Origin of the sequence: Paraburkholderia sp. C35 (assembly GCF_003121405.1) — a bacterium.
Lineage (GTDB): Bacteria > Pseudomonadota > Gammaproteobacteria > Burkholderiales > Burkholderiaceae > Paraburkholderia.
Map to the genome: position 1 here is coordinate 63,168 of NZ_QBUY01000017.1, position 26,115 is coordinate 89,282.

Below are 26,115 nucleotides of genomic sequence, written 5' to 3' on the forward strand. Positions count from 1 at the left end.
TCTGTCGAACTCGCTGCGGCCTTTTTGTTTGCTTCGGAACGTCTTACTCTGCCGGTCCCGGCGCAAGCACTTCGCGGCTGCCGTTGATGCCCATCGCCGACACGAGGCCCGCCGTTTCCATCTGCTCCACCAGCCGTGCCGCGCGGTTATAGCCGATACGCAACTGCCGCTGCACCGCCGAAATCGACGCGCGGCGCGTGCGCACGACGAACGCGACGGCTTCGTCGTAAAGCGGATCGGCTTCCGCATCCGGCGTCTCGCCGAACAGATCCTGCGTGGCGCCGCCATCCGTCGCGGGACCGTCCAGAATCCCTTCGACATATTCCGGCTCGCCAAACTGCTTCAGATGCTCGACGATCGCGTGCACTTCCTCGTCGGCGACAAACGCACCGTGCACGCGCTGCGGATAACCCGTGCCGGGCGGCAGGAACAACATGTCGCCCTGGCCGAGCAGCGATTCGGCGCCCATCTGGTCGAGAATCGTGCGCGAGTCGATCTTCGACGACACCTGGAACGCGACGCGCGTCGGAATGTTCGCCTTGATGAGACCCGTGATCACGTCGACGGAAGGGCGCTGCGTGGCGAGAATCAGGTGGATGCCCGCCGCCCGCGCCTTCTGCGCGAGACGCGCGATCAGTTCTTCGATCTTCTTGCCCGCGACCATCATCAGGTCGGCCAGTTCGTCGATCACGACGACGATCAGCGGCAGCGGCGACAGCGGCTCGGGCGCATCCGGCGTCAGCGAGAAAGGATTGCCGATCTTCTTCTCTTTGGCGGCGGCGTCGCGGATCTTCTGATTGAAGCCCTGCAGATTACGCACGCCGACAGCCGACATCAGCCGGTAGCGCTTTTCCATTTCGCCGACGCACCAGTTCAGCGCGTTCGCGGCGAGCTTCATGTCGGTCACGACGGGCGCGAGCAGATGCGGAATGCCTTCGTACACGGAAAGCTCCAGCATCTTCGGGTCGATCATGATCATGCGCACGTCTGCGGGCGTCGCCTTGTACAGCAGCGAGACGATCATCGCGTTGATCGCCACCGACTTGCCCGAACCCGTCGTGCCCGCCACCAGCATGTGCGGCGCCTTGGCGAGATCGGTGACGACGGGGTGGCCGGTGATGTCCTTGCCCATCGCGAGCGTCAGATTCGACGTGGACTTCTGATAGACATTCGCCTCCAAAATTTCCGACAGGCGGATCGTCTGACGCTTCGCGTTCGGCAGTTCGAGACCCATGCAGGTCTTGCCCGGAATCGTCTCAACGACTCGGATCGATGTCAGACCGAGACCGCGCGACAGATCCTTCATCAACCCGACGATCTGGCTGCCGCGCACGCCGAGTGCCGGCTCGACTTCGAAGCGCGTGATGACGGGCCCCGCCGACGCGCCGACCACCGTCACGGGCACCTTGAATTCCTGCAGGCGCTGTTCGATTAGCGCGCCCGTTTCGGCGAGTCTCTCTTCGCTGACGGGTTCGGCATCGGACGCGGCGGGCGCGAGCAGATCGAGAGAGGGCAATTCGATGTGCGAGGCCGACGGCGCGTGGAATTCGAAAGCGGGCCCGCTGTGGCCGCGCACGGCAGGGCGGGGCGCGGCGGCGGGTGGTGCTGATGGCTGGGCGTCGGGCTGCGTGTTGTCTGGTGCGTCTAGTGCGTCTTGGGCGTCGGGCGCAGCGTTGTGTTCGATTTGCTGCTGCACAGGCTCGGGTTCGTTTGCCACATGCAACGCGGGTGCGTGCGTGGGCGCATGCGTCGTCATACCGGGGAAGCGCACGATGTTCGAAGGCGCGTCGGGCGTATCCGGCGATTCATCGTGCGACGTTTCTTCAGCGGCGCTTACGCTGGCGACGGGTTCGAGCGGCTCGACGGGATCGTCATCACTGAACGCGGTTGAATCCGAATCGTGAAGCGGCTGCATCGACGGACTATTCGCCGATGCGACGCGCAGTAGCGAAACAGACTGCGTGATCGCTTCCCAAGGCGCGGCAGACGCTGCTAGAGCCTCCGGCTCAGCTGCGACTTCGTCCACGAGGACCGTTGCCGGTTCGTCCCAGGGTGCCGGCTGCGCTGCGAACTCCGACACATGTGCGACCGGCGCATGCTCGACAACAGCGACTTGTGCTGGCAATTCGGGCTGGGTCGCTTCGGCTTTCGGTTCGTCGTGTTGTGTTGTCGCAATCGGTTCAGCTGTTGCAAGCGAATCGGCTGGCGAGGATTGCGCAACAGGCACCGAAATCTCGCCGACAGGCTGGGGCGTCGAGACTTCAACGGGCTGTGCAGGCGTTGCGAGTTCAACGTGAGGAGCGGGCGTTGGCTCAGCTGCTTCGACTGTCTTCACCGGTTCCGGTTGAACGGACGGTTGAAGATGCTCTGCGACAGCTTGCTCAGCGGTCGCAGCCGGCGTTTGCGGCGCAGACTCGACGAATTGCGTTAGCGGAGCCGTCGGCTCCACGACCAGCGCCGACGACGCAGTCTGATCGGCTTTCTCGTCATGCGCATACTCGTCCTGCGGATCCAAAGCGGCAGCCGGTTCCGCGATAGGCGCGGCCTGCGAGGCAATCGCCGCTTCGAGCGCCGACACAGCCTGATCGACGGCAGCAACAGCCGCCGCGCCCGCCACGACGGCAGGCATCGCCGTCACCCCAGAAGCATGAGCCGCGCTCGCAACAAACGCCGTTTGCGGAACTACCGCATCGATAGACGCCGGCGCATTGGCGGGCGCACTGCGAGTATCAGCGACCCTGGCCGGATCGCTTGCCGTGCGACGTGCAAGGCTCGCTCCTGCGAGCGTGGTCCAGCGCGCCGCGTTTTCTTCGATGCTGCGCAAGGTTTCCTGCACGCTCGACGCCGGCGCAGCGGACTGAGCGGGCGAATGAAGCGGTGAAGGCGCGGACGCATGAGCGGGCGCATTGGCACGCGTGAAAGCGGGCACCTTGAGATTCGGCGCCGCGCCGCGCATGGCGGACGAACTGCCCTGCGCACCCGTGCGCCGGGTCTGCGAAGCCGTCGCAGCCGTGCCGACGGACGCCGACTGACGCATGTGCGCCAGGGTCGCCGCACGCAAGGCCGCCGAACGCGCCGATGTCACGGCTGGACTCGTCGTTGCACCGCGTGCCGCTGCATTGGCGGCTGCCGCTTTCGACGACTGCAGCGCCGCCGTGCTGCCAAATACCGTTGGCGGCGTGGCCGCGACGCGAGCGGCTTCCATTGTCGCGGGCGGGACCTCGCGCGGCGGCGTTCGGACCGGCTCCGGGTTGAGCCAGCCGGAAGGCGCGACCGGTTCGGCGGGCGCCCACGAGGCAGGTGCGCTGGTCCGCTGGGCGGACGCGTGACTTGCCGTTGCGGTACCCGTCGAGCCAGCAGTTGCGTTGCGCACAAATCCGCCCGTGCCCGCCGGTGTGTGAACTGGCGTCGCCATCGCTTCGGCCGTCATGCCAGCGGCGCTTGCGGCGCCTGCTGCACCCGCAGCGCGTTTCATCGAAGGCGGCCGCCACACGGTCGGCCGCGCATAGCGTCCATTGGTTTTCGGCGCCATCGTGTTGATGGGCGCGCTGCTGTGCGACGGCGTCGTGTCGGTGGCTACGCGCGAGTGGCTGCGCGGTTCGTCTTCGCGCGCGCTACGCGACAGCCCGAGGCCAAATGCCACATTGGCCCACGCAACGAACGACGACCACCTGAAGCCGATCAGCCACGGCAGCGAGATCGCGAACAGGCCGAGCATCACGAGCGGCGTGGCGACGCGGCCCATCAGATGCGTGAACCCGGTCGACAGCGCATGCCCGAGGCCATTCATGCCCTGCACGTTGACAAGGGTTGCTTCCAGCGTGCAGCTCGCGGTCAGCACACACAGAAAGCCGAGCCACAGCCGGATCGTGCCGGGGCCGCGCAGGCCCACGCCGCCCGGCAGCGCGGACTTCACGAGACGCCACACCAGAGGAAGAAACCAGACGGCGGAAGCGCCGAACCAGCCGAAAACTACCGTTTGCATGCTAGACATCAACGAATGACGGATGCGCGTGCGCGCGACCCGTCGAGTTTAACTGGGCAAAGCAGGCGGTTGCCGCGCCGCGCATCCACGAGCGGGCGCTGCACCCGGCCGGCGTCGACGCACACACGGCTCACGGTCATTGGCCGCGCCGCGCGAACACGAGCGTGTCGCCGTTGTCGAGGATCAACTGGAGTTGCTGCGGCTTGCGCATATCGACACCCGAGCGCGACACATGGGCAAGCGCGTCGAGATACGCGCCTTCGATCTTGCCGCCCGGCGTCGCGCACGCCATGCGCGTACCGGCGAGCGGCCCGAAGCTCAGCCTGCCGTCTTTCAGCATGTAGGTGCCCGTGTAGCGATTGCAGCCCGAGAAGCCACTCGCGCGGCGCAGGCCCGTTTCTGTCGACAGCACCAGCGTGATGGGTTCGCCGCCGGCGCTGCCGGGCACGTCCTGCGTGCCGCCTGCCGCGAGCTTCCAGCTGCTCAGCTGCCAGTCGGTGTTGTCGAGCAGTTGCGTGGCGGCGGCGTTGAATGGGTCGGGTGGCGGGGCTTCGGAGTCCAGATGCTTCGGCATCGAGCAGGCGGCGACGAGCATCGACAGGGAGGCTGCCATCGACACCACGGCCAGCGCACGTCCGACGTGCCGGCGCAGCGACGCGCGCACCGTTGCGTCAGGGGCAGGCGACGATGCGTCGGGGGTTGCGCTCGAGCGCGCGTCGCGTGGCGTGGCAGACGTGGGCTGCATGTCGTCGTTCCTCTCTAAACTGGCGAAGGCGTAAGGGTATCGCACTACGCTGGCAGCATGCGAGCGCAAACGCGGCTGCCGAAACGCATAAGGCAAAACGTCACCGCGTTCGTCGGGCGTCCGCGGGGCGCGGCGGCGCGCGAAAAAGCACGGTCCCCAGCACGGGTTATCGGCACGCGGCGGCTGCAGCCGCAGGGGCCGCGCATGTTAACATCGCCGCAGTCATTCATTAACACGCTTTTTGTCAAAATTTTCTGGAGCTTCCATGCAGATCGGCCAACGCATCGGCACACCGCTTTCGACCTCGGCTACGCGCGTCATGCTGCTCGGCGCAGGCGAACTCGGCAAGGAAGTGATCATCGCGCTGCAACGGCTTGGCGTCGAAGTGATCGCGGTGGACCGTTATCCGAACGCGCCGGGTCATCAGGTCGCACATCGCGCGCACGTGATCGACATGACGGACGCGAAGGCGCTGCGCGCACTCGTCGAAAAAGAGCAGCCGCATCTGATCGTGCCGGAAATCGAGGCGATCGCCACGGATGCGCTCGCGGCCATCGAAACGGAAGGCGTCGCCGAAGTGATCCCGACGGCGCGCGCCACGCAGCTGACCATGAACCGCGAAGGCAGCCGCCGCCTCGCCGCCGAGGAACTCGGCCTGCCCACCTCGCCGTACGCGTTCGCCGATTCCATCGACGAACTCAAGGCGGGCATCGCGAAAGTCGGTTATCCGTGCGTGGTGAAGCCGGTGATGTCGTCGTCGGGCAAGGGGCAATCGGTGCTGCGCAGCGATTCGGACGTCGAGCAGGCGTGGCAGTACGCGCTGGCAGGCGGCCGTGTGAATCATGGCCGTGTGATCGTCGAGGGCTTTATCAATTTCGAGTACGAGATCACACAGCTGACCGTGCGCGCAATCGATCCCACCAGCCAGCAGACGGCCACGTATTTCTGCGAGCCGATTGGTCACGTGCAGGTCGCGGGCGACTATGTCGAATCGTGGCAGCCGCAGCCGATGAGTCCGCTCGCACTCGAACGCTCGCGCGATATCGCCGACAAGGTGACCAAGGCGCTCGGCGGTCGCGGCCTGTTCGGCGTGGAACTTTTCGTGCGCGGCGATGACGTATGGTTCTCGGAAGTGAGCCCACGTCCGCATGACACGGGGCTCGTGACGCTCGCGTCGCAGCGTTTCTCGGAGTTCGAATTGCATGCGCGTGCCATTCTCGGCCTGCCCGTCGATACTACCCTGCGTGCGCCGGGTGCATCCGCGGTGATCTACGGCGGGCTGGACGAAGAGGGCATTGCGTTCGAAGGCGTCGCGCAGGCGCTCGCCGTGCCGGGCGCGGATCTGCGTCTGTTCGGCAAGCCGGAGAGTTTCGTCAAGCGCCGCATGGGTGTTGCGCTGGCGACGGGCGGCGACATCGGCGAAGCGCTGCAGCGTGCGAAGCTGGCTGCCGGCGCGGTCAAGCCGGTGTCGGCGAAATAGGCGCGGTGGTGTGAAGTCGCAGCGGCGAGGAGCGGTGCAGTGAAAGCAGAGCAGTCAGGCAGGCATATCTTGCGGCGCATCGCGCTGGTCGCATCGGCCGTCTTGCTGGCGACGGCGCTCGGCGGCTGCGGGCTGGCCGCTGCGCCATGCCGTGTCGCATCGGCGGGATTGAAGATCGTGCCCGTGGTCGGCCACGTGGCCGCCGCCCCGCCCGATGCCTGCGCCGACGTGATCGATCCATGATTCGCAAACTTCGGCAGGGGCGCGCAGTCATACGAAAGGGCATCCGCATACGAGGCATTCGATGAGCAGAAGGTGGGGTGCATGGCTGGGCGTGCTGGTGTGGTTCGCGACGTCAGGCGCAGTCCGCGCGGCGGAGTTGCTGCCGTTGCCCGATATCCGCACTGCGCACCGCGTGACGCAGAAATACACCTGCGCGACGGGCCGCATCGTGCAGGTCACGTATCTGAACGCAACCAACGGTCAGAGTTTCGCGGTGCTGCCCGTGAAAGGCAAACAGATGCTGTTCGTCAACGTGCTGTCCGGCTCGGGCGCGAAGTATCAGGCGGGCAGCTATACATGGTGGACCAAGGGTCCGCAGGCCACGCTCTACGACGCCATGCAGGGCGACGATGCGCCGCCGCTGCTTTCCGATTGCGTGACGATCGTCCGTTGATATTCGGTTGACGCATGCGCGCACCGTTCGTGACGCAGCGCCGCGTAACGCCAGGCTTTCTTCTACGTTTCAACCTTATCTTTAACCCAGCAGGCACCGTTGTCCGCCACGCGCCCGCGCGACGACACGTTTTGGCCTCCGGTAGTAAGCTGTGTGCCACGCACAGGCCGCGCCCCGTTTCGATGCATTGGCGCGGCTGTCATCGTCTTCGATCATCCTTGTCCGCGTGCCGTCTCTTCACCCTGGGACGGCCCGGTCCGCGTTCGTCGTCAAACGAGACTTCCCATGAAAGCATCGGATCTGTTCGTCAAATCGCTGGAAGCTGAAGGCGTCGAGTACGTGTTCGGCATTCCCGGCGAAGAAAATCTCGATCTCCTCGAATCGCTGCGCCGCTCCCGAATCAAACTCGTGCTGACCCGCCATGAACAGGCAGCCGGTTTCATGGCCGCGACCTATGGCCGTCTGACGGGGCGCACGGGCGTGTGTCTCGCGACGCTCGGCCCCGGCGCCACCAACTTTGTGACAGCCGCCGCGGATGCACAGCTCGGCGGCATGCCGATGCTGATGGTCACCGGCCAGAAGCCGATCAAGTCGAGCAAGCAGGGCCATTTTCAGATCGTCGACGTGGTGAGGATGATGGAGCCGCTCACCAAGTACACGCGGCAGATCGTATCGATCGGCAATATTCCCGCGTCGGTGCGCGAGGCGTTCCGTCAGGCCGAGGAAGAACGGCCCGGCGCCACGCATCTCGAACTGCCCGAAGACGTCGCGCACGAAGAAGGCGACGGCAAGCCGATTCCGAAGAGCTACAGCCGCCGTCCCGTCGCCGAGGAAAAGGCCGTCGAACACGCGGTGAAGGCGATCGTCGAGGCGAAGCATCCGTTGCTGATGATCGGCGCGGGCGGCAATCGCAAGACTACGCGCAAGATGCTGCGCGAGTTCGTCGACCAGATCGGCATACCGTTCTTCACCACGCAGATGGGCAAGGGCGTGATCGACGAATCGCATCCGTTGTGGCTCGGTAACGCGACCTTGTCGGACGGCGACTTCGTGCACCGCGCGATCGATCACGCCGACTGCATCATCAATGTCGGGCACGACGTGATCGAAAAGCCGCCGTTCTTCATGCGCGGCGCGGATGCCGGTGAAAAGACCGTGATCCATGTCAACTTTCTCGGCGCGGAAGTGGACACCGTGTACTTCCCGCAGATCGAAGTGGTCGGCGATATTGCGAACGCTGTCTGGCAGATGAAAGAAGCGCTGCAAGGCAAGGGCGAGCATTGGGATTTCGCGCGCTTCAAGGAGATCAAGGAGCACTTCGAGGCGCATCTCGCCAAAGGCCAACACGACGACCGCTTCCCGATGTATCCCGTGCGCGTTGTGCACGACGTCTACGAGACGATGCCGGTGGACGGCATCATCTGTCTCGACAACGGCATGTACAAGATCTGGTTCGCGCGCTACTACCGCGCGCATGAACCGAATTCGCTGCTGCTCGACAACGCGCTGGCGTCGATGGGCGCGGGGCTGCCGTCGGCGATTGCGACCAAGATCGTGCATCCCGAGCGCAACGTGATGGCCGTGTGCGGCGACGGCGGGTTCATGATGAACTCGCAGGAACTGGAAACGGCCGTCCGGCTGAAGCTGGATCTCGTCGTGATGATCGTGCGCGACGATGCGTTTGGCATGATCCGCTGGAAGCAGGAGAACATGAATTTCCCCGATTACGGGATGATGCTGCGCAACCCCGATTTCGTCGATTACGCCGAGAGCTATGGCGCTAAGGGGCATCGCGTGGCCGCGGCGGCGGAGCTTGCGCCGCTCTTGCGTGAGTGTTTCGCGACGCCGGGCGTCCATGTGATCGACGTGCCCATCGATTACTCGGACAACGAGCGCGTGCTGAATCGCGAAATCAAGCGGCTATCGGCGCAACTCTGAGCGTTGTGCTTTCTTCCCCGGCGCGCGGCAGAGCCGCCACGGTATGGCACTTGCTGCGCTTGCCGGGTGCGACCAAGGAGAACGAGTCATGCTGCAGAAGAGCTATCCGTACTACCTCGCCAACGAAGCCGTCGCTGCGAACACCGATCTCGAAGTCACCGACAAGTTCAGCGGCGAAGTCGCGACGCGCGTGGCCATGGCCGACGCGAAGGCAATCGACAAAGCCATTGCGGCCGCCGTCGAAGCGATGCCCGCGATGCGCGCATTCCCGCCGTTCAAGCGCCAGGCGGTGCTCGAACATTGCGTGAAGCGCTTTCGCGAGCGCTTCGACGAACTGGCGATGGCGCTGTGCATCGAAGCGGGCAAGCCGATCAACGATTCGCGCGGCGAAGCGACGCGGCTGATCGATACCTTCAAGGTCGCAGCGGAAGAATCGGTGCGCATCGACGGGGAAATCGTCAATCTGGAAATCGCGCCGCGCGCGAAGGGCTATCACGCGTATGTGAAGCGCGTGCCCATCGGGCCGTGCTCGTTCATCTCGCCGTTCAACTTTCCGTTGAACCTGGCAGCGCACAAGGTGGCGCCCGCGCTCGCGGCGGGCGTGCCGTTCGTGCTGAAACCGGCCAGCCGCACGCCAGTGGGCGCGCTGATCATCGGCGAGATTCTGGCGGAAACCGATCTGCCGAAAGGCGCGTTTTCGATCTTGCCCGCGCATCGCGACGGCGCCGATCTGTTCACCACGGATGAGCGCTTCAAGCTGCTGTCGTTCACCGGGTCGCCGGCTGTCGGCTGGGATCTGAAGGCAAAGGCGGGCAAGAAGAAGGTGATTCTGGAACTGGGCGGCAACGCCGCCGCGATTATCGATAGTGATCAGGGCGACAAGCTCGATTACGTGGTCGACCGGCTGGCGTTCGGCGCGTTCTACCAGTCGGGGCAAAGCTGTATCGGCGTGCAGCGGATTCTCGCCCATGCGTCGCTGTACGACGCGCTGCGCGACAAGCTGATCGCCAAGACGAAGTCGCTGAAGATGGGCGACCCCAAAGACGAAAAAACCTTCGTCGGGCCGATGATCTCCGAATCCGAGTCGCGCCGGCTCGCGGGCTGGATGGAAAGCGCGGTGAAGGCGGGCGCGAAGATCGTCGCGGGCGGCAAGGTGGACGGCGCGATGTTCGAGGCGACGCTGTTGGAGAACGTGGGGCGCGAAACCGACCTGTATCGCAAGGAGGCATTCGGGCCGGTGGCCATCCTCGAAAAATTCGACGATTTCAAAAGCGCACTCGCGACCGTCAACGACAGCGACTTCGGCCTGCAGGCGGGCATTTTCACGGATTCGCTCGCGCACGCGCATCAGGCGTGGGATGAACTCGAAGTCGGCGGCGTGGTCATCAACGATGTGCCGTCGTTCCGCGTCGACAACATGCCGTATGGCGGCGTGAAGGATTCGGGACTGGGGCGCGAGGGTATCCGCTACGCGATCGAAGACATGACGGAACTGCGGCTGATGGTGATGCGCGAGACGTGGTGATCTGCGCGGCCTGAATGGGGCCGGAGCGGGATCCGATGCGTATTGTCGTGCTGTCACCAGATTGACTTGTCGCGCATCTACGCTGCCCGCGTCGACTATGGTCCGTCCCCGCTTGAAATATGCCGTCATGCGGGGCGACGGCCAATGTAAGGCAGCAACCCTGGGCGTGCGGCAAGGGGTTGGATGCCGAAGTGCTACAATACCGCCCTTTCCAGCGGATTGTTTCCGCTGGCCGGAGCCGGCCGCATGCTTGCCCACAGTCGTTGATAGTCGCTGAAATCTGTCGAAGCGAGATCGGGCCTTGTGCGGAATGCCGTGGCTCCGCCTTCATCCTGACGCCCTCCGCGGCCCCGGCCGCTGCAGAAGAAGCTGCAGAACCGTTTTTAGCGGACGCCACCGCGCCCGTCTTTGGCAACGCGCAAGCGGCACGAGCGCAGGCGCACTTTTAGCGAAAGCCACCATGTCCGCCACAACAACCACGCCTACCGACGACGCGACCTTCGACCAGTTCGGTCTTCACGCCGACATTCTCAAAGCCATCGCGGAGCAGGGCTACACGACGCCGACGCCGATCCAGGCCAAGGCGATCCCCGTCGTGCTGGGCGGACGGGACGTGATGGGCGCCGCGCAAACGGGCACGGGCAAGACAGCGAGCTTCTCGCTGCCGATCATCCAGCGTCTGCTGCCGCTCGCGAACACGAGCGCTTCGCCGGCCCGCCACCCGGTACGCGCGCTGATTCTCACGCCGACCCGCGAACTCGCCGACCAGGTCGCCGCGAACGTGCAGTCGTACGCGAAGCACACGGCGCTGCGCAGCGCGGTCGTGTTCGGCGGCGTCGACATGAATCCGCAGTCGGCGGAATTGCGGCGCGGCGTGGAAATCCTGATCGCGACGCCGGGCCGTCTGCTCGATCACGTGCAGCAGAAAACAGCGAACCTCGGCCAGGTGCAGATTCTCGTGCTCGACGAAGCCGACCGGATGCTGGACATGGGCTTCCTGCCCGACCTGCAGCGCATCCTGAACCTGCTGCCCGCCGAGCGTCAGACCTTGCTGTTCTCGGCCACGTTCTCGCCGGAAATCAAGAAGCTCGCGTCCACGTACCTGCGCAATCCGCAGACGATCGAAGTGGCGCGCAGCAATTCGACGGCCACCAACGTCACGCAGATCGTTTACGAAGTGGCCGAGGGCGACAAGACGGGCGCCGTCGTGCAACTGATCCGCGAGCGCGGTCTCAAACAGGTGATCGTGTTCTGCAACAGCAAGATCGGCGCGAGCCGTCTGGCGCGCCAGCTGGAGCGTGACGGCGTGGTAGCGACGGCCATTCACGGCGACCGCTCGCAAAACGAACGGATGCAGGCGCTCGACGCGTTCAAGCGCGGTGAGATCGAAGCGCTGGTGGCCACCGACGTGGCTGCGCGCGGTCTCGATATCGCCGAGTTGCCGGCTGTGATCAATTTCGATCTGCCGTTCAATGCGGAAGATTACGTGCACCGGATCGGCCGGACGGGCCGTGCAGGCGCGTCGGGCGACGCGCTGTCGCTGTTCAGCCCGAACGAGCGCAAGCAGCTTGCCGACATCGAAAAGCTGATCAAGCGTCCGCTGGAGGTACAGCGTCTGACGGTCGATGCACCTGTGCGTCATCATCACGACGAGCGTGGTGAGCGTGGCGGTGCGCGACGCGAACGCGATGATCGCGGTAGCCGCCGTCGTACGACAGGTGCGCATGAGCGTCCGGCGCATGGGTCGCATCATCGTCAGCAACCTGTCGATGATTTCTTCTTCAAGCCCTATGAGCCGTCGCCGTCTGCTGCGGCCAAGCGGGAAGAGACGCCTGTCGCACCGCAGAAGCCGGCTTCGAAGCAGCCGCTGGCTGCGCTGCTGGGCGGCTTTGGGATGCCGCGGAAGACGACTTCGTCGACCTGATGCTTTGCCGCTGCCGTTTGCGTTATTCGCAGATGGCGTGGGTTTCAAATGAAAACGGCGCCTCGCGAGGCGCCGTTTCTTTTTTGCCGTTGAGATCGGCGTGTCAGCGTTTCACGCGCGCCGACCAGGCCGCGACGGCTTCCGAATAGAACGCTTCGAGCGACGTCGCTGCAGATTCGGTCAGCGTCAGGCCAAGGTGCCGCGCGGCATCGTTCAGCGCAACGAGCGGTTCGGCCGCGTTGAGCGCGAGGGCGCCAGTCTGTTTGCTGAGCTTGTCGCCGTCGGCATTCGTGACGACAGGCACGTGCAGATAAGCGGGCGTCGGTGCGCCGAGGCACTGCTGAAGGTAGATCTGCCGCGCGGTCGAATCGAGCAGGTCCGCACCACGCACGATATGCGTGATGCGCTGTTCTGCATCGTCGACAACCACAGCCAGCTGATACGCCCACTGATCATCTGCGCGCCGCAACACAAAATCACCAACTTCAGTCGCGAGATTCTGCGTTTGCAGGCCTTGCCAGCCGTCATTAAACGTCACGATGGCAGCGTCGCCATCTGGCACCCGCAGCCGCCACGCACGCGCGGGCTTGCCATGCAGGCCATTGCGACAGGTGCCGGGATAGGCGAGGGTGGTGTGACGCGCATGCGCACGAACGAGCGAATCGGTGATTTCCTTGCGCGTGCAGCCGCAGGGGTACACAAGGCCGGCGCCTTGCAAGCGTTCAAGCGCCTGCTGATACAGCGGCATGCGCTGGCTTTGCCAGACGGGCGGCTCATCGGCCACCATGCCGAAGCGGGCGAGCGTGTCGAGAATATCTTCCGCTGCGCCGGGAACGGTGCGCGGCGCGTCGATGTCTTCGATGCGCACGAGCCACACACCGCGATGCGCGCGCGCATCGAGCCAGCTGGCAAGCGCGCTGACCAGCGAGCCGAAGTGCAGCGGGCCGGTCGGCGACGGCGCAAACCGGCCGCGATAAGGCGCGTCGCGATGGGTCGTCATGCGAAGGTGTCACGAGCCGCAGCGGTGCGGCTCAGGCGGGGCGGTCTCATGCGTGCAGCGGCGGCGCAATGTGCCGCGCCGCGCGATTACGCCGCGTGTGCTGCATCGGCCTGGCGCGGCGCGTCGGGATGGCACGCCGCACAGGTCTTGCCCGGCACGTAGAACGGCGACTTCTGATCTTCCGGCATGACGACAGCGCGGCAACCGAAGCATGTGGCCGTCGCTGTAGGCTGCAGATTCGGATCGAGCGCGGTGCGATAGTCGAACACGAAGCACTCGCCGTTGTAGTGCGCGCCGCCCACTTCCTCGAAATACTTCAGGATGCCGCCTTCGAGCTGATACACGTTCTCGATGCCGACCTCCTTCATATGAATGGCCGCTTTCTCGCAGCGAATGCCGCCCGTGCAGAACGACACGACCGTCTTGCCTTCCAGGTCCGCGCGGTTCTGCTCGATGACTTCCGGAAACTCGCTGAACTTCGTGATGCGGTAGTCGAGCGCGTTATCGAACGTGCCGACGTCGACTTCGAACGCGTTGCGCGTGTCGAGCATCACGACCGGGCGGCCCGCGTCATCATGACCGCGATCGAGCCATTCCTTCAGCGTGTGCGCGCTGACGGCCGGCGCGCGGCCCAGTTCCGGCTGGATGGCCGGCTTTTTCATCGTGATGATTTCGCGCTTGAGCTTGACGAGCATGCGGCGGAACGGCTGCTTCTCGGACAGGCTTTCCTTGAACTGCAATTCGGCGAATTTGCCTTCGAACAGCGGATCCGTGCGCATGTAGTCGATAAATTCGCGCACTTGCGCAATTTCACCGGCGACAAACAGATTGATGCCCTCCGGCGCAAGCAGGATCGTGCCGCGCAGGCCGAGTTCGTTGCAACGCGCGGTGACGAGCGGCCGCCATTCGACGGTTTTGTCGAGCGTGACGAACTGGTAGGACGAGAGATTCAGGATATTCATGCTGGTCCAGCGATAAAGCGCCGTGCCCGGCGCGCGCATCGAGGGCGGGCGCAGCACGCGTACGGCAGAAAATGGATTCGAACGCGTATTATCTCTCATCCTGAGAATCGGCCCGCAATCGGCCGGGCGGCATATTGACTTAGGTCGAATTGGCCGGATGGCCGACCCCATTTCGCTCAAATCGCCATTGACAAAGGCGCATAGCCGAACGCGCCTGGCCGGGTGGCCAAACGGGGTTTTCGCGGGCTTTTTGGCCGGAAAAATTCAGGAGGGCGGGGTTACAATACCGCCCATGTCAGATCCCCGCTTCGTCCATCTCCGCGTTCACTCCGAATTCTCGATTGCCGATGGCATCGTGCGTATCGACGACGTCGTCGCTGCCGCTGCCAAAGACGGTCAGGGCGCGCTCGCGCTTACCGACCTCGGCAATGCGTTCGGCCTCGTCCGTTTCTACCAGGAAGCCCGTGGCAAAGGGGTCAAACCCATTGCCGGCTGCGACGTCTGGATCACCAATCCCGACGACCGCGACAAACCTTCGCGTCTCCTGCTGCTGGTCAAGAACAAGACCGGCTATCTGAACCTGTGCGAACTGCTGTCGAAGGCGTGGCTGACCAATCAGTATCGCGGGCGTGCCGAAGTCGATACGGCGTGGCTCGAAAGCGGTCTTGCCGAAGGTTTGCTGGCCCTGTCGGGTGCGCAGCATGGTGACGTCGGCATGGCGCTCGCGGCGGGTAACGAAGAAGCGGCGCGGCGCAACGCACTGCGCTGGACGCAGATTTTCCCGAACGGTTTTTATATCGAACTGCAACGCGGCGGCTTGCCCGGCGCGGAAGTGTATGTGCAACAGGCGGTCGCGTTGGCGGCGGCACTGAAGCTGCCCGTGGTGGCGACGCACCCGCTGCAGTTCATGACCCCCGACGATTTCACCGCGCACGAAGCGCGCGTGTGTATTTCGGAAGGCGACATGCTGGCGAATCCGCGTCGGCAGAAGCGTTTCACGACCGATCAGTATTTCCGCACGCAAGAGGAAATGGCCGCGCTGTACGCGGACATTCCGTCGGCAGTAACGAATACGGTCGAGATCGCCAACCGCTGCAACCTCACGCTCGAACTCGGCAAGCCCAAGCTGCCGCTGTTCCCGACGCCGGACGGCATGTCGCTCGACGACTACCTCGTGCAACTGTCGAAGGAAGGCCTCGAAAAGCGTCTGGAGCAACTGTTCCCCGAGCAGGCCGAACGCGACGCGCAGCGCGACACGTATTACGCGCGCCTCGACTTCGAGTGCGGCACGATCATCAAGATGGGCTTCCCCGGCTACTTCCTGATCGTTGCTGACTTCATCAACTGGGCAAAGAACAACGGCGTGCCGGTCGGGCCGGGCCGGGGTTCGGGCGCAGGTTCGCTGGTCGCGTACGCGCTCGGCATTACCGACCTCGATCCGCTGCGCTACAACCTGCTGTTCGAGCGTTTTCTGAATCCGGAGCGGGTGTCGATGCCCGACTTCGATATCGACTTCTGCCAGCACGGCCGCGATCGCGTGATCCAGTACGTGAAGGAGAAGTACGGTGCGGACGCTGTCTCGCAGATCGCCACCTTCGGCACGATGGCAGCGAAGGCGGCAGTGCGCGACATCGGCCGCGTGCTCGATCTCGGCTACATGTTCACGGACGGTGTCGCGAAGCTGATTCCGTTCAAGCCCGGCAAGCATGTCACCATCGCCGACGCGATGAAGGAAGAGCCGCTGTTGCAGGAGCGCTTCGACAACGAAGACGAAGTGCATCAGTTGCTCGAACTCGCGCAGCGCGTGGAAGGCCTGACGCGTAACGTCGGCATGCACGCGGGCGGCGTGCTGATCGCGCCCGGCAAGCTGACCGACTTTTGCCCGCTCTATACGCAGGGCGACGAAAGCGGTGTCGTGAGCCAGTACGACAAGGACGACGTCGAAGCCGTCGGCCTCGTCAAGTTCGACTTTTTGGGCCTGACCACGCTGACCATTCTCGACTGGGCCGAGCGCTACATTCGCCGTCTCGATCCGTCGAAGGAAAACTGGTCGCTTGCGCAGGTGCCGCTCGACGATCCCGCATCGTTCACGATCCTCAAGAAAGCGAATACGGTCGCTGTGTTCCAGCTGGAAAGCCGCGGCATGCAGGGCATGCTGAAGGACGCACAGCCCGACCGCTTCGAGGACATCATCGCGCTGGTGGCGTTGTACCGTCCGGGCCCGATGGACCTGATCCCGAGCTTCTGTGCTCGTAAGCACGGCCGCGAGACGGTGGAGTATCCCGATCCGCGCGTCGAACCTGTTCTGAAAGAGACCTACGGCATCATGGTCTATCAGGAGCAGGTGATGCAGATGGCGCAGATCATCGGCGGCTACTCGCTCGGTGGCGCCGACTTGCTGCGCCGCGCGATGGGCAAGAAGAAGCCCGAGGAAATGGCGAAGCATCGCGAGATCTTCGCCGAGGGCGCCGCAAAGAATGGTTTGACGCGCGAGAAAGCCGACGAAACCTTCGACTTGATGGAGAAGTTCGCGGGCTACGGCTTCAACAAGTCGCACGCGGCGGCTTACGCGCTGCTCGCGTATCACACGGCATGGCTGAAGGCGCACCATCCCGCTGAATTCATGGCAGCGAATATGTCGCTGGCCATGGACGACACGGACAAGGTCAAGATCCTGTTCGAAGACTGTCTCACGAACAAGATGGCCGTGCTGCCGCCGGATATCAACATGTCGGCGTACCGTTTCGAACCGGTCGCGGAAGCCGACGGCAAGCGCTCGCGTACGATCCGTTATGGTCTCGGTGCGATCAAGGGCAGCGGCCAGAATGCGATCGAAGAAATTCTGCGCGCGCGCGACGAAGGCAAGTTCATCGACATCTTCGATTTCTGCAACCGGATCGACCGCCGCGTCGTCAATCGTCGCACGATCGAAGCACTGATTCGCGCGGGCGCGTTCGATTCGCTGCATGACAACCGCGCGCAACTGATCGCATCGGTGTCGCTGGCGATGGAAGCCGCCGATCAGGCGAGCGCCAACGCCATGCAGGCCGGTCTCTTCGACATGGGCGACGCGCCTTCGCAAGGCCACGAACTGATCGACGAACCCGCATGGCCGGAAAAGCGTCGCTTGCAGGAAGAAAAGACGGCGCTTGGCTTCTACCTGTCGGGCCATTTGTTCGACGCGTACAAGGACGAAGTGCGCCGCTTCGTGCGCCAGAAGATCGGTGAACTCAAGGAAGGGCGCGACAAGCTGGTCGCGGGCGTGATCGTGTCGTTGCGCACGCAGATGACCCAGCGCGGCAAGATGCTGATCGCGCTGCTCGACGACGGCACCGGCCAGTGTGAAGTGACCGTCTTCAACGAGCAGTTCGAGGCCCACAAGCAGCTGTTCAAGGAAGACGAACTGCTGGTCGTGCAAGGTCAGGCGCGTAACGACGCGTTCACGGGCGGCATCCGTTTCACGGTCGATACGCCGATGGATCTGGGCCGCGCACGCACGCGTTACGCACAGGCCGTGAAGGTGCAGATGAACGGCAACGCCAATGCGCTGGCCTTGCGTACTGTGCTCGAAGCGTATCGTGCAAAGCCGGAAGACGCCGAGGTCGCGGCGCCGCCACCCGCTGCACGAGGCGGTGGGCGCGGTGGTTTCGGTGGCAATGGCGACTCGCGCGGACAGCGGCCTTCTGCGCCGATGCCGAACGGTCTTGCCGTGCAGATCGTCTATCGCAGCGACAACGCGGAAGGCGAGGTACGGCTCGGCGATGCGTGGCGCGTGAAGCCCACGGATGAACTGCTCGCCGCGTTGCGCAGCGAGTTTTCAGGCAGCGCGATCGAGATCGTCTACTGAACATGCTGAACGTGACGCCACGCACGCGTGGCGCTCACGACTGAACGCTCACTGTCCCGCAGCATCCTTGCGGCCAAGCCGCGCCAGCTTCATGAACCGGTAGTACACCGTTTCCGCGTTGAACATCGCGATCATGAAGCCCGCGCGGCCATCGAGAAAGCCGCGCCGCAGCAGATACGTACGCACGAAGGCCCACGCGCCACGGCCGACCGCCTTGCCGAAGCTGCCGCGCTGGCCCGCCGCGTGGCGCTGTTGCGCACCCGCCGTCGAGTAGGCGTCCAGCTTGCGCAGCACAGTCTCGAAGTTTTCGTACGAGTGGTGCATCAGCTTGCCTTCCAGCCGCTTCGCGGGCGTATCGAACACCAGCCGTTCATGCACGAGATCATCCGAGAAGCGCGCGGCGCCGCGTTTGAACAGGCGCGGAATCCAGTCGGGATACCAGCCGCTGTGGCGCACCCAGTGTCCGCAGAAGGCCGACAGACGGTCGATGGCATACACATCCGCGGCAGGTGAGGCGAGCGCACCCGCAATCGATACGGCCAGTTCCGGTGTGACGATCTCATCGGCGTCGATCGACAGCACCCAGGTCGTGCCGAGCGCATCCAGCGCGCGGTTTTTCTGCGGGCCGAAGCCGGGCCAGTCGGTGTGCGTCAGTACGCGCGCGCCGTGCTGGCGGGCGATCTCGACGGTCGCGTCGCTGCTGCCGCTGTCGACCACGACGATCTCGTCGGCGAACGCGACGGCGCGCAGGCATTCGTCGAGCCGCAGCGCGGCGTTCTTCGTGATGATGGCGACGCCGAGTGTGGGTTGTGTCATGCGAATCGAGGCCGGGAGAGAGGGCGTGCGGTCTGTTCAGCCTGGTGCCGGAGCACCGGGAGCACCGCCGCCCAACGAAAGTTGCGCAAGTATACACAGCGTCGCGAGGTGGACTGGGCGCGCTCGCCCTTGACGTACGGGCGTGTCGGGCCGCCACGCGAGTATGAAGTCTGGAAAATCCGCAAACGCGTGGATTTCCAATCATTTAGCCGTGCCGGGATCAGATGCCGGACGGTTTACAATGTCGCATTTGCAATTCGCCCAACGGGGCGATTTATGGGCGCCGTGAAGCGCGCCCGCATTCCCAGAGGAACTCTTGAGCGCCAAGCCAACGTTAAGCAAGCCCATCGGCTCCGGTGAAGCAACCTCGACCACGGTCGTGTTGCGCCGTCTGTGGCCGTTTGTGAAGCCGCTCATCTGGACAGTTATTGCCGCCATCCTCACGATGGGCGTCGTTGCCGCGACCGAGGCGGGCATTCCCGCGCTGCTCAAGCCGCTGCTCGATCACGGTTTCGGCACGCACGGCAGCGACAGCGCGAAGTGGTACGTGCCGCTCGCGGTGATCGGCCTTGCGCTGGTGCGCGGCGTCACGCAATACGCATCGGGCTATCTGCTGTCCTACGTGTCGAACCGCATCCTGCTGGAACTGCGGCTGACCATGTTCAACCGCATGATCCACAGCAGCGTGTCGTTCTTCCAGCGCGAGACGGCGAGCACGGTCATCAACGCCATCGTGTTCGAGGTCAACCAGATCCTGAACGTGCTGCTGGGCGTGATGGTCACGCTCGTGCGCGATTCGCTGACGGTCGTGTTCCTGCTCGGCTATCTGTTCTATCTGAACTGGCGCCTGACGCTGATCGTCGCCGTGCTGCTGCCGGGTATCGGCTGGCTGGTGGGCAAGATCAATCGCCGCTTGCGCCGCCTGAATCGCGAGCATCAGACGCTGACCAACGAACTGTCCTATATCGTCGAGGAGACGGTGGGCGGCTACAAGGTCGTCAAGGTGAACAACGGCGAGCAGTACGAGATCGACCGCTTCACGGAAATGAGCAAGCAGTTGCGCGGCTACTCGATGCGCATGACGGTGTCGGGCGGTCTCGCTCAACCGCTCACGCAGTTTCTCGCGTCGATTGCGCTCGCCGTGGTGATCACGATTGCCGTCGTGCAGTCGTCGCACGATCAGACCACCGTGGGCGGCTTCGTCGCGTTCGTCACCTCGATGCTGCTGATCATTTCGCCGCTCAAGCATCTGATGGACGTGAACCAGCCGCTGCAACGCGGCATGACGGCGGCCGAACTGATTTTCGGGCTGATCGACGAACCGTCCGAACCGGCCGGCGGCGGACGTCAGCTGGAGCGCTCGACGGGCGAGGTCGAATTCCGCGACGTGTCGTTCCGATACGGTGCCAGCGGCCCGATGCAGCGGCAGACGCTCGATACCGTGTCGTTCAAGGTCGCACCCGGCGAGATGGTTGCGCTGGCCGGTCCGTCCGGCAGCGGCAAGACCACGCTCGTCAACCTGTTGCCGCGCTTCTTCGATCCGAGCAGCGGCCAGATTCTCGTTGATGGCGTCGCGCTGCCCGAGTACGGCATTCACGCGCTGCGCAGCCAGATCGCGATGGTGAGCCAGGACGTCGTGCTGTTCAACGACACCATCGCGAACAACGTTGCCTACGGGCAGACCGCGGACGCGGAGCGCGTGAAGGCGGCGCTGCACGCGGCCAATCTGTGGGACACGGTGGCCGCGATGCCGAACGGTATCGACACGCTGATCGGCGACAACGGCATGATGCTGTCGGGCGGCCAGCGGCAGCGTCTGGCCATTGCGCGCGCGGTCTACAAGGACGCGCCGATCCTGATTCTCGACGAAGCCACCTCCGCGCTCGATTCCGAATCCGAGCGCCACGTGCAGGCTGCGCTCGAAACGCTGATGAAGGGCCGCACGACGCTCGTGATCGCGCACCGGCTGTCCACCATCGAGCGCGCGGACCGCATTCTCGTGCTGGACGCGGGGCGCATCGTAGAGCGGGGCAGCCATCGCGAACTGTTGGCACAGAACGGTCTGTACGCGCATCTGCATCGCATCCAGTTCCAGCAGCATGCGGCGTGAGACCCAGCGCGTGAGCGCCTGACAGAGCACGAACGCCCGCGCGGTCTTGCGCCGCAAGCGGGCGCGCCCACCGCTGCATCGCGACCGATGCAGCCGGCGACCCCACTCAGACAGAACGCATGATTCACATCTTCAACGGCTTTCACAATCCGAACGGCGGAAGCGAGCAGGAGGCGCTGCGCCTGTACGAGCTACTGCACGACAGGAGCGAGGTGCAACTCTGGAGCACGTCGTCGCGGACCTCGGCCGAATTGTCGGCGGCGTATCCGATTCGCCGTCTTGCGCCGCTGAAGGCGGACATGCCGCGCGGCGGCACCTATGTGTTCGTGGGCGCGCACTGGCGCAATCGCGTGTGGCCGTATTTCGTGGGCCGCCCCGAGCGGCTCGTGTATGTCTTCAATACGTTTCATCCGAAGCTGCTCGCGCTCACATCGTCGCCGCCGCCGCTGCTGCGCTGGCCCGCGACCGAGTTCGTGCTGATCTCGTCGTTTCAGTCGAAGTTGCTTGGCGTGGAAGGCGAGATCCAGCCTTCGCCTATCGATATCACCCGCTTTGCGCCGCGTGCGCGGGAACAGCGCACAGAGCCGGTGATCGGCCGCCTGAGCCGCGATACAGCCGACAAGCATCATCCCGACGATATCGCCGTCTACAAGACGCTCGCCGCGCGTGGTTGCAAGCTGTTGCTGCAAGGCGCGACGACGCTCGCGGGCGCGTTGCCGCAAAGCGACGCGATCCGTCTGCTGCCCGAAGGCGCGATGGCCGCGCCTGACTTTTTGCACGAACTCGATATTTTCTATTACCGCACGGGCGAGCACGTCGAGACCTTCGGCCGCGTGGTGCTGGAGGCGATGGCGTGCGGCTTGCCCGTGGTGTGTCACCGGCACGGCGGTTATGCCGACGTGATCCGTCATGGCGAGAACGGGTATCTGTTCGATACGTCTGAAGAAGCGCTCGCGATACTCGATCAGTTGACGGCACAACCAGCGCTGCGTGCGCGGATCGGCGCTGCGGCGCGCAGCACCGTCGAGCAGCTGTATTCGCCGGAAGCGCTCGACGCGCGGAGTGCCTTCTATCTGCGCGGTCCTGCACGATGACTTTCCGCGCCTTACCGCTGGTTGCAACCCTTGCGGCAGTGAAACCAAAACGCATGGCTGGCGTGAGATGATGACGATGACGTGCAGGACGGCACGGGCTTCGGCGGGACGAAGCCAGCAGGATCAATGAAGGACCAACAACAGGCACCGGCTCACGTAAGCCGGGCCATCGACGCAGCGAGTTCTGGGACCAAGACTACGCACGCGCATCAAGTCAATGAGAGTTGAAGCACACATGCAACACGCTACACGAGATTCGTATCCGCTGATCCTCGCGCGAAGTTTCGCGCTACTTGCTTTGTTTGCCGTGCCGTTGTCGACTGCCGGCGTGAACATCGCGGCGACGCTGTTCGCCGTGTGCGCGCTGCTGTCGCCCGAGGTATGGCGCAACTGGCGCGTGCTGTTCTCGGATCGCGTGTGCGTCGCCGCGCTGCTGCTCGCTGCTGTGCTGACGCTGAGCCTCGTATGGACGACGGCGGATCGCTCGCATGCGCTCGACTTCCTGATGAAATATCGCAAGCTCATCTATCTGCCGCTGCTGATTCTCACATTCCGCGATTGCCGTTCGAGCGCGTGGACGACCACAGCGAAGTGGGCATTGTTCGGCGCGCTGACGTTTTCGCTGCTGCTGTCGTGCTCGAATTACTTCGGCTGGACCTCGATTGGCCCGTGGCATTCGAATACGGATCCGATCCGCAAGGCGTGGGTGTTCAAAGACCATATCGCCGCCGGCATCATGACGGCGCTGCTGTTCTTTCTCGCGCTGGACTTCGCGAAGCATGCGCGCGCCCGCGCCGTGAAGATCGCGCTGTGGGTTGTCGCGCTGCTCGCCATCGTCAACGAATTGCTGATGATGCAGGGGCGCACGGGCCAGGTCATCGCGATTCTCTTTATCGGGTTCTATGTCGTGACGTATTTCGTGTCGCGGCGCGGCATGAAGCCGTGGATGCGCTGGGGCAGCGGCATCGTGCTGGTCGCCATTGCGGGCGGCCTCGTGTATGCGGCACTGCATTCGCACAGTTCGCGCCTCGCGGAAACCCAGCAGGAAATCAGCGCATACGAAACGCAGAACAAGAACACGTCGATGGGCGTGCGTATCGTGTTCTATCGACGCAGCCTCGAACTGATCGCCGAGCGTCCCGTCATCGGGCATGGCGTCGGCACGGTGCAGGAAGAATTCGACGCGTTCGCGCGCAACAACACGGGCGCAGCGGCGGCAACGGCGGGCAATCCGCACAACGAATTCCTGCTGATGGGCGTGCAACTGGGCGCGGTCGGCGTCGTGCTGTTCGTGTTCCTGCTCGTGCAGATCGGGCGGTCGGCGTGGGTGTTGCGCGAGCCCGCGCGCACGATTGTGCTCGCCTACCTGTTCGCGTTCACGATCGGCTGCTTTGCGAATTCGCTGCTGCTCAACTTTACCGAAGGCAATCTGTTCATCTTTCTCGTCGGCATTTTCTTAAGCTGCCGACGTGATGCGCCTTCGCAGTCAGACGCCGCTCGTCACCAGCGATAACACCGACAAGTCGGGATGGGTGCCTTCTACGATGCTCCTACCCACATGCACGGCTTCGTAGGTCGCATCGTCGAGTGTCTTGAACGATTCTTCGCCGTCCGCGTGAAAAGGCACGGTATGGCCGGGCAGTTTGGGATTGGCGCCCGGATGACACACGTAGCCGACGTAGGTGTAGCGCTCGCCGCCGTCCTTCGGTGACGACGCGAGATGAATCTCGAAGCCTTCATAGTCGACTTGTTGCCAGCTCAGCGTTGCGGCGTCGTCGGGCATGGTTGCCTCCGTGCTGAAGCGGCGCGTCGGGTGGCCTCGGATGACGGGCGACGTTGACGCTGCCGCGTGTCGGGTGCCGCAGCTTGCGGCGCCATTCGAGGTGACGTGGGCAGGGCAGGGAGGAGAAAGTCCGTGCCGATGGCGCAGCCGTTCCCACCAGCGATGCCCGTCGTAGCGGCCTGACAGGCCGTCGCGAAGAGGGTGGGAGTGATGTTCGCGCCGCAATTGGTGCGACAGCAGCGTCGCGATTACCGCGAGCACGACAATTCCGACCACGATGCCAACCATTGATTCAGCCATGGCAGCCTCCGTCTATTGCAACTGCATACGGAAAGTCTAGTTGATTTGCGGGACGCGGGCGAACAGCCCGGCGTCGCGCATCGCCGACCCCGTGCTTTCCCCGGTCCTTCACCGCTCGTCAGCCGCGCGATCGAATCTCTGTAAGCTCTACACGGAAGTCATTGAAATTTTGAATGGCTTTCGTGATGCGCGTTGCATCTGTGACTCAGTTTTCGTCATCCGAAAGCAGGGCTTCGAGACCGAATAGCCACGCGATGCCGAAAGTCAGCATCTGTCCGATCGAGTGTTTCGGGAGCGTGTTGCCGTCTTGCGCGGCGGGGCGGTAAAGCCCGTCGTAGCAAGGATTCGGCAGGGTGGTTTGATCGTCGTTGTATTCGTATTGTTCGGAGCGCATGGCGCCTCCCGCGTGCGGTGTCACAGCTTGAACAGCAAGCCTTGTGCCACGGCACGGGTAGACACTTACATCAGCACGATATCGTACTGCTCCTGACTCAGATTCGACTCGACCTGCAGCGACACCGGCTTGCCGATGAAATCGATCAGCATGGCCAGATGTTGGGATTCTTCTTCGAGAAACAGGTCGATCACCTGTTGCGACGCGACCACGCGAAACTCACGCGGATTGAACTGCCGCGACTCGCGCAAGATTTCCCGCAGCACGTCATAGCACACCGTGCGCGCCGTTTTCACCTGTCCCTTGCCCTGACAAACGGGACACGGTTCGCACAGCACATGCGCGAGCGATTCACGCGTGCGCTTTCTCGTCATCTCGACCAGCCCAAGCTGCGAGAACCCGTTCACCGTGACTCGGGTGCGGTCGCGCGAGAGCGCTTTCTTCAGTTCGCCCAGCACCTGATCGCGATGCTCGACGTTCTCCATATCGATGAAGTCGATGATGATCACGCCGCCCAGATTGCGCAGCCGCAATTGCCGCGCGATGGTGTGCGCGGCTTCGAGATTGGTCTTGAAGATCGTATCGTCGAAATTGCGGGCGCCGACGTAACCGCCCGTGTTCACGTCGATAGTGGTCATAGCTTCCGTCTGGTCGATCACCAGATAGCCGCCGGACTTCAGATCGACGCGCCGCGACAACGCGCGCTGAATCTCGGTTTCGATGTTGTAGAGATCGAACAGCGGACGCTCGCCCGTGTAGTGATGCAGCTTCGACGAGACAGCGGGCGTGAACTCAGCCGCAAACTCCGCCAGCATCTGATACGTCTCGCGCGAATCGACCTGGATGCGCGTGGTCTCGTCGTTGACGAAATCGCGCAGCACGCGCTGTGCGAGATTGAGATCCTGATAGAGCAGGCTGGTGGCCGGCATGCGCTGCGCCTGCGACAGGATCGTCGCCCATGTCTTGCGCAGATACGCGACATCGCCGGCCAGCTCTTCGCTCGTTGCGTCTTCGGCGATGGTGCGCACGATGTAGCCGCCTTTCTCGTCGACGGGCAGCACGGACGTGAGACGCGCACGCACGGCCTCGCGCTCGGCTTCGCTTTCGATCTTCTGCGAGATGCCGATATGCGGTTCCTGCGGCAGATAGACGAGCGTGCGCCCGGCGATGCTCACCTGCGTGGACAGCCGCGCGCCTTTCGTGCCGATGGGATCCTTCACGACCTGGACCATCAGCGATTGCCCTTCGAAGACGATCTTCTCGATAGGCTGATGCGGCACGGCATGTTGCGTTTCGCCTGCGAGGCGTGGATGCCAGATGTCGGCGACGTGCAGGAACGCGGCCCGTTCGAGGCCGATATCGATAAACGCGGACTGCATGCCCGGCAGCACGCGCACCACCTTGCCGAGATAGACGTTGCCGACCCGCCCGCGTGACAGCGTGCGTTCGACATGAAGCTCCTGCACTGCGCCCTGCTGGACCAACGCTACGCGCGTCTCCTGTGGCGTAACGTTAATCAGGATTTCTTCGTTCATG

General features: G+C 63.8%; 18 protein-coding genes. 10 read left to right on the forward strand and 8 right to left on the reverse strand.

Annotated elements, in window-relative coordinates:
- Positions 1–43: 43 nt before the first annotated feature.
- Both DK391_RS13740 and DK391_RS13745 read right to left on the reverse strand, forming a co-directional pair.
- On the reverse strand, positions 44–3,985 hold the full coding sequence (locus tag DK391_RS13740; protein WP_109478521.1) for a DNA translocase FtsK: 3,942 nt from the start codon (positions 3,983–3,985) through the stop codon (positions 44–46).
- Positions 3,986–4,121: 136 nt separating this feature from the next.
- Positions 4,122–4,730, reverse strand: a complete 609-nt coding sequence (locus DK391_RS13745; protein WP_109478522.1) for an META domain-containing protein — start codon at positions 4,728–4,730, stop codon at positions 4,122–4,124.
- Positions 4,731–4,995: 265 nt separating this feature from the next.
- Between DK391_RS13745 and purT the strand changes: the two genes are divergently transcribed.
- The 6 genes from purT to DK391_RS13775 all read left to right on the forward strand — a co-directional run bounded on the left by purT (position 4,996) and on the right by DK391_RS13775 (position 12,273).
- Positions 4,996–6,210, forward strand: a complete 1,215-nt coding sequence (gene purT, locus DK391_RS13750; protein WP_109478523.1) for a formate-dependent phosphoribosylglycinamide formyltransferase — start codon at positions 4,996–4,998, stop codon at positions 6,208–6,210.
- Positions 6,211–6,276: 66 nt separating this feature from the next.
- Positions 6,277–6,453, forward strand: coding sequence for a DUF6726 family protein (locus DK391_RS13755; protein WP_343225417.1), 177 nt, complete (start codon positions 6,277–6,279; stop codon positions 6,451–6,453).
- Positions 6,454–6,514: 61 nt separating this feature from the next.
- Positions 6,515–6,886: an MliC family protein gene (locus tag DK391_RS13760; RefSeq protein ID WP_109478525.1), complete on the forward strand. Its 372-nt coding sequence runs from the start codon at positions 6,515–6,517 to the stop codon at positions 6,884–6,886.
- A 285-nt stretch (positions 6,887–7,171) separates the two neighbouring features.
- Complete coding sequence (locus tag DK391_RS13765) at positions 7,172–8,824, forward strand: acetolactate synthase large subunit (protein WP_109478526.1); 1,653 nt, start codon at positions 7,172–7,174, stop codon at positions 8,822–8,824.
- An 88-nt stretch (positions 8,825–8,912) separates the two neighbouring features.
- Positions 8,913–10,349 carry an aldehyde dehydrogenase family protein gene (locus DK391_RS13770; RefSeq protein WP_109478527.1) on the forward strand — a complete coding sequence of 479 codons (1,437 nt, stop codon included), beginning with the start codon at positions 8,913–8,915 and terminating at the stop codon, positions 10,347–10,349.
- A 460-nt stretch (positions 10,350–10,809) separates the two neighbouring features.
- Positions 10,810–12,273 (forward strand): DEAD/DEAH box helicase, encoded by a 1,464-nt coding sequence (locus tag DK391_RS13775; protein ID WP_109478528.1) that lies wholly within the window; start codon positions 10,810–10,812, stop codon positions 12,271–12,273.
- Positions 12,274–12,376: 103 nt separating this feature from the next.
- Here the strand turns inward: DK391_RS13775 and gluQRS are convergent, their stop codons facing one another.
- Complete coding sequence (gluQRS, locus tag DK391_RS13780) at positions 12,377–13,273, reverse strand: tRNA glutamyl-Q(34) synthetase GluQRS (RefSeq protein ID WP_109478529.1); 897 nt, start codon at positions 13,271–13,273, stop codon at positions 12,377–12,379.
- Between the two features lie 86 nt (positions 13,274–13,359).
- On the reverse strand, positions 13,360–14,235 hold the full coding sequence (locus DK391_RS13785) for a sulfurtransferase (RefSeq protein ID WP_109478562.1): 876 nt from the start codon (positions 14,233–14,235) through the stop codon (positions 13,360–13,362).
- 283 nt (positions 14,236–14,518) lie between these two features.
- Between DK391_RS13785 and dnaE the strand changes: the two genes are divergently transcribed.
- Positions 14,519–18,082 (forward strand): DNA polymerase III subunit alpha, encoded by a 3,564-nt coding sequence (gene dnaE, locus DK391_RS13790; RefSeq protein ID WP_109478563.1) that lies wholly within the window; start codon positions 14,519–14,521, stop codon positions 18,080–18,082.
- A 48-nt stretch (positions 18,083–18,130) separates the two neighbouring features.
- On the opposite strand, the gene DK391_RS13795 is transcribed toward dnaE, so the two are convergent.
- Positions 18,131–18,898 (reverse strand): glycosyltransferase family 2 protein, encoded by a 768-nt coding sequence (locus DK391_RS13795; RefSeq protein WP_109478530.1) that lies wholly within the window; start codon positions 18,896–18,898, stop codon positions 18,131–18,133.
- A 316-nt stretch (positions 18,899–19,214) separates the two neighbouring features.
- Between DK391_RS13795 and msbA the strand changes: the two genes are divergently transcribed.
- From msbA to DK391_RS13810, 3 genes are all read left to right on the forward strand, one after another.
- Positions 19,215–21,008 (forward strand): lipid A export permease/ATP-binding protein MsbA, encoded by a 1,794-nt coding sequence (msbA, locus tag DK391_RS13800; protein ID WP_109478531.1) that lies wholly within the window; start codon positions 19,215–19,217, stop codon positions 21,006–21,008.
- 119 nt (positions 21,009–21,127) lie between these two features.
- A complete protein-coding gene (locus tag DK391_RS13805) occupies positions 21,128–22,102 on the forward strand; it encodes a glycosyltransferase family 4 protein (RefSeq protein WP_109478532.1) in 975 nt (324 codons plus the stop codon).
- A gap of 235 nt (positions 22,103–22,337) precedes the next feature.
- The gene (locus DK391_RS13810) at positions 22,338–23,615 is read left to right on the forward strand and encodes an O-antigen ligase family protein (protein ID WP_109478533.1); all 1,278 of its coding nucleotides are present in this window, start codon (positions 22,338–22,340) and stop codon (positions 23,613–23,615) included.
- On the opposite strand, the gene DK391_RS13815 is transcribed toward DK391_RS13810, so the two are convergent.
- The 3 genes from DK391_RS13815 to rng form a co-directional block, all read right to left on the reverse strand.
- On the reverse strand, positions 23,589–23,885 hold the full coding sequence (locus DK391_RS13815) for a hypothetical protein (protein ID WP_109478564.1): 297 nt from the start codon (positions 23,883–23,885) through the stop codon (positions 23,589–23,591). The two genes, DK391_RS13810 and DK391_RS13815, sit on opposite strands and share 27 nt — an antisense overlap.
- 505 nt (positions 23,886–24,390) lie before the next feature.
- Complete coding sequence (locus DK391_RS13820) at positions 24,391–24,579, reverse strand: hypothetical protein (RefSeq protein WP_109478534.1); 189 nt, start codon at positions 24,577–24,579, stop codon at positions 24,391–24,393.
- 65 nt (positions 24,580–24,644) lie between these two features.
- Positions 24,645–26,114, reverse strand: a complete 1,470-nt coding sequence (gene rng / locus DK391_RS13825) for a ribonuclease G (RefSeq protein WP_109478535.1) — start codon at positions 26,112–26,114, stop codon at positions 24,645–24,647.
- Between the last annotated feature and the right edge of the window lies 1 nt (position 26,115).

What these genes read in the sequence shown, in the direction of transcription:
- DK391_RS13760 (WP_109478525.1), top strand. Translation starts at nt 6,515, where the DNA reads ATGAGCAGAAGGTGGGGTGCATGGCTGGGCGTGCTGGTGTGGTTCGCG.
- DK391_RS13775 (WP_109478528.1), top strand. Translation starts at nt 10,810, where the DNA reads ATGTCCGCCACAACAACCACGCCTACCGACGACGCGACCTTCGACCAG.
- DK391_RS13795 (WP_109478530.1), bottom strand. Translation starts at nt 18,898, where the DNA reads ATGACACAACCCACACTCGGCGTCGCCATCATCACGAAGAACGCCGCG.
- DK391_RS13810 (WP_109478533.1), top strand. Translation starts at nt 22,338, where the DNA reads ATGCAACACGCTACACGAGATTCGTATCCGCTGATCCTCGCGCGAAGT.
- purT (WP_109478523.1), top strand. Translation starts at nt 4,996, where the DNA reads ATGCAGATCGGCCAACGCATCGGCACACCGCTTTCGACCTCGGCTACG.
- rng (WP_109478535.1), bottom strand. Translation starts at nt 26,114, where the DNA reads ATGAACGAAGAAATCCTGATTAACGTTACGCCACAGGAGACGCGCGTA.
- DK391_RS13805 (WP_109478532.1), top strand. Translation starts at nt 21,128, where the DNA reads ATGATTCACATCTTCAACGGCTTTCACAATCCGAACGGCGGAAGCGAG.
- gluQRS (WP_109478529.1), bottom strand. Translation starts at nt 13,273, where the DNA reads ATGACGACCCATCGCGACGCGCCTTATCGCGGCCGGTTTGCGCCGTCG.
- DK391_RS13765 (WP_109478526.1), top strand. Translation starts at nt 7,172, where the DNA reads ATGAAAGCATCGGATCTGTTCGTCAAATCGCTGGAAGCTGAAGGCGTC.
- DK391_RS13785 (WP_109478562.1), bottom strand. Translation starts at nt 14,235, where the DNA reads ATGAATATCCTGAATCTCTCGTCCTACCAGTTCGTCACGCTCGACAAA.
- DK391_RS13745 (WP_109478522.1), bottom strand. Translation starts at nt 4,730, where the DNA reads ATGCAGCCCACGTCTGCCACGCCACGCGACGCGCGCTCGAGCGCAACC.
- DK391_RS13740 (WP_109478521.1), bottom strand. Translation starts at nt 3,985, where the DNA reads ATGCAAACGGTAGTTTTCGGCTGGTTCGGCGCTTCCGCCGTCTGGTTT.
- DK391_RS13770 (WP_109478527.1), top strand. Translation starts at nt 8,913, where the DNA reads ATGCTGCAGAAGAGCTATCCGTACTACCTCGCCAACGAAGCCGTCGCT.
- DK391_RS13815 (WP_109478564.1), bottom strand. Translation starts at nt 23,885, where the DNA reads ATGCCCGACGACGCCGCAACGCTGAGCTGGCAACAAGTCGACTATGAA.
- DK391_RS13820 (WP_109478534.1), bottom strand. Translation starts at nt 24,579, where the DNA reads ATGCGCTCCGAACAATACGAATACAACGACGATCAAACCACCCTGCCG.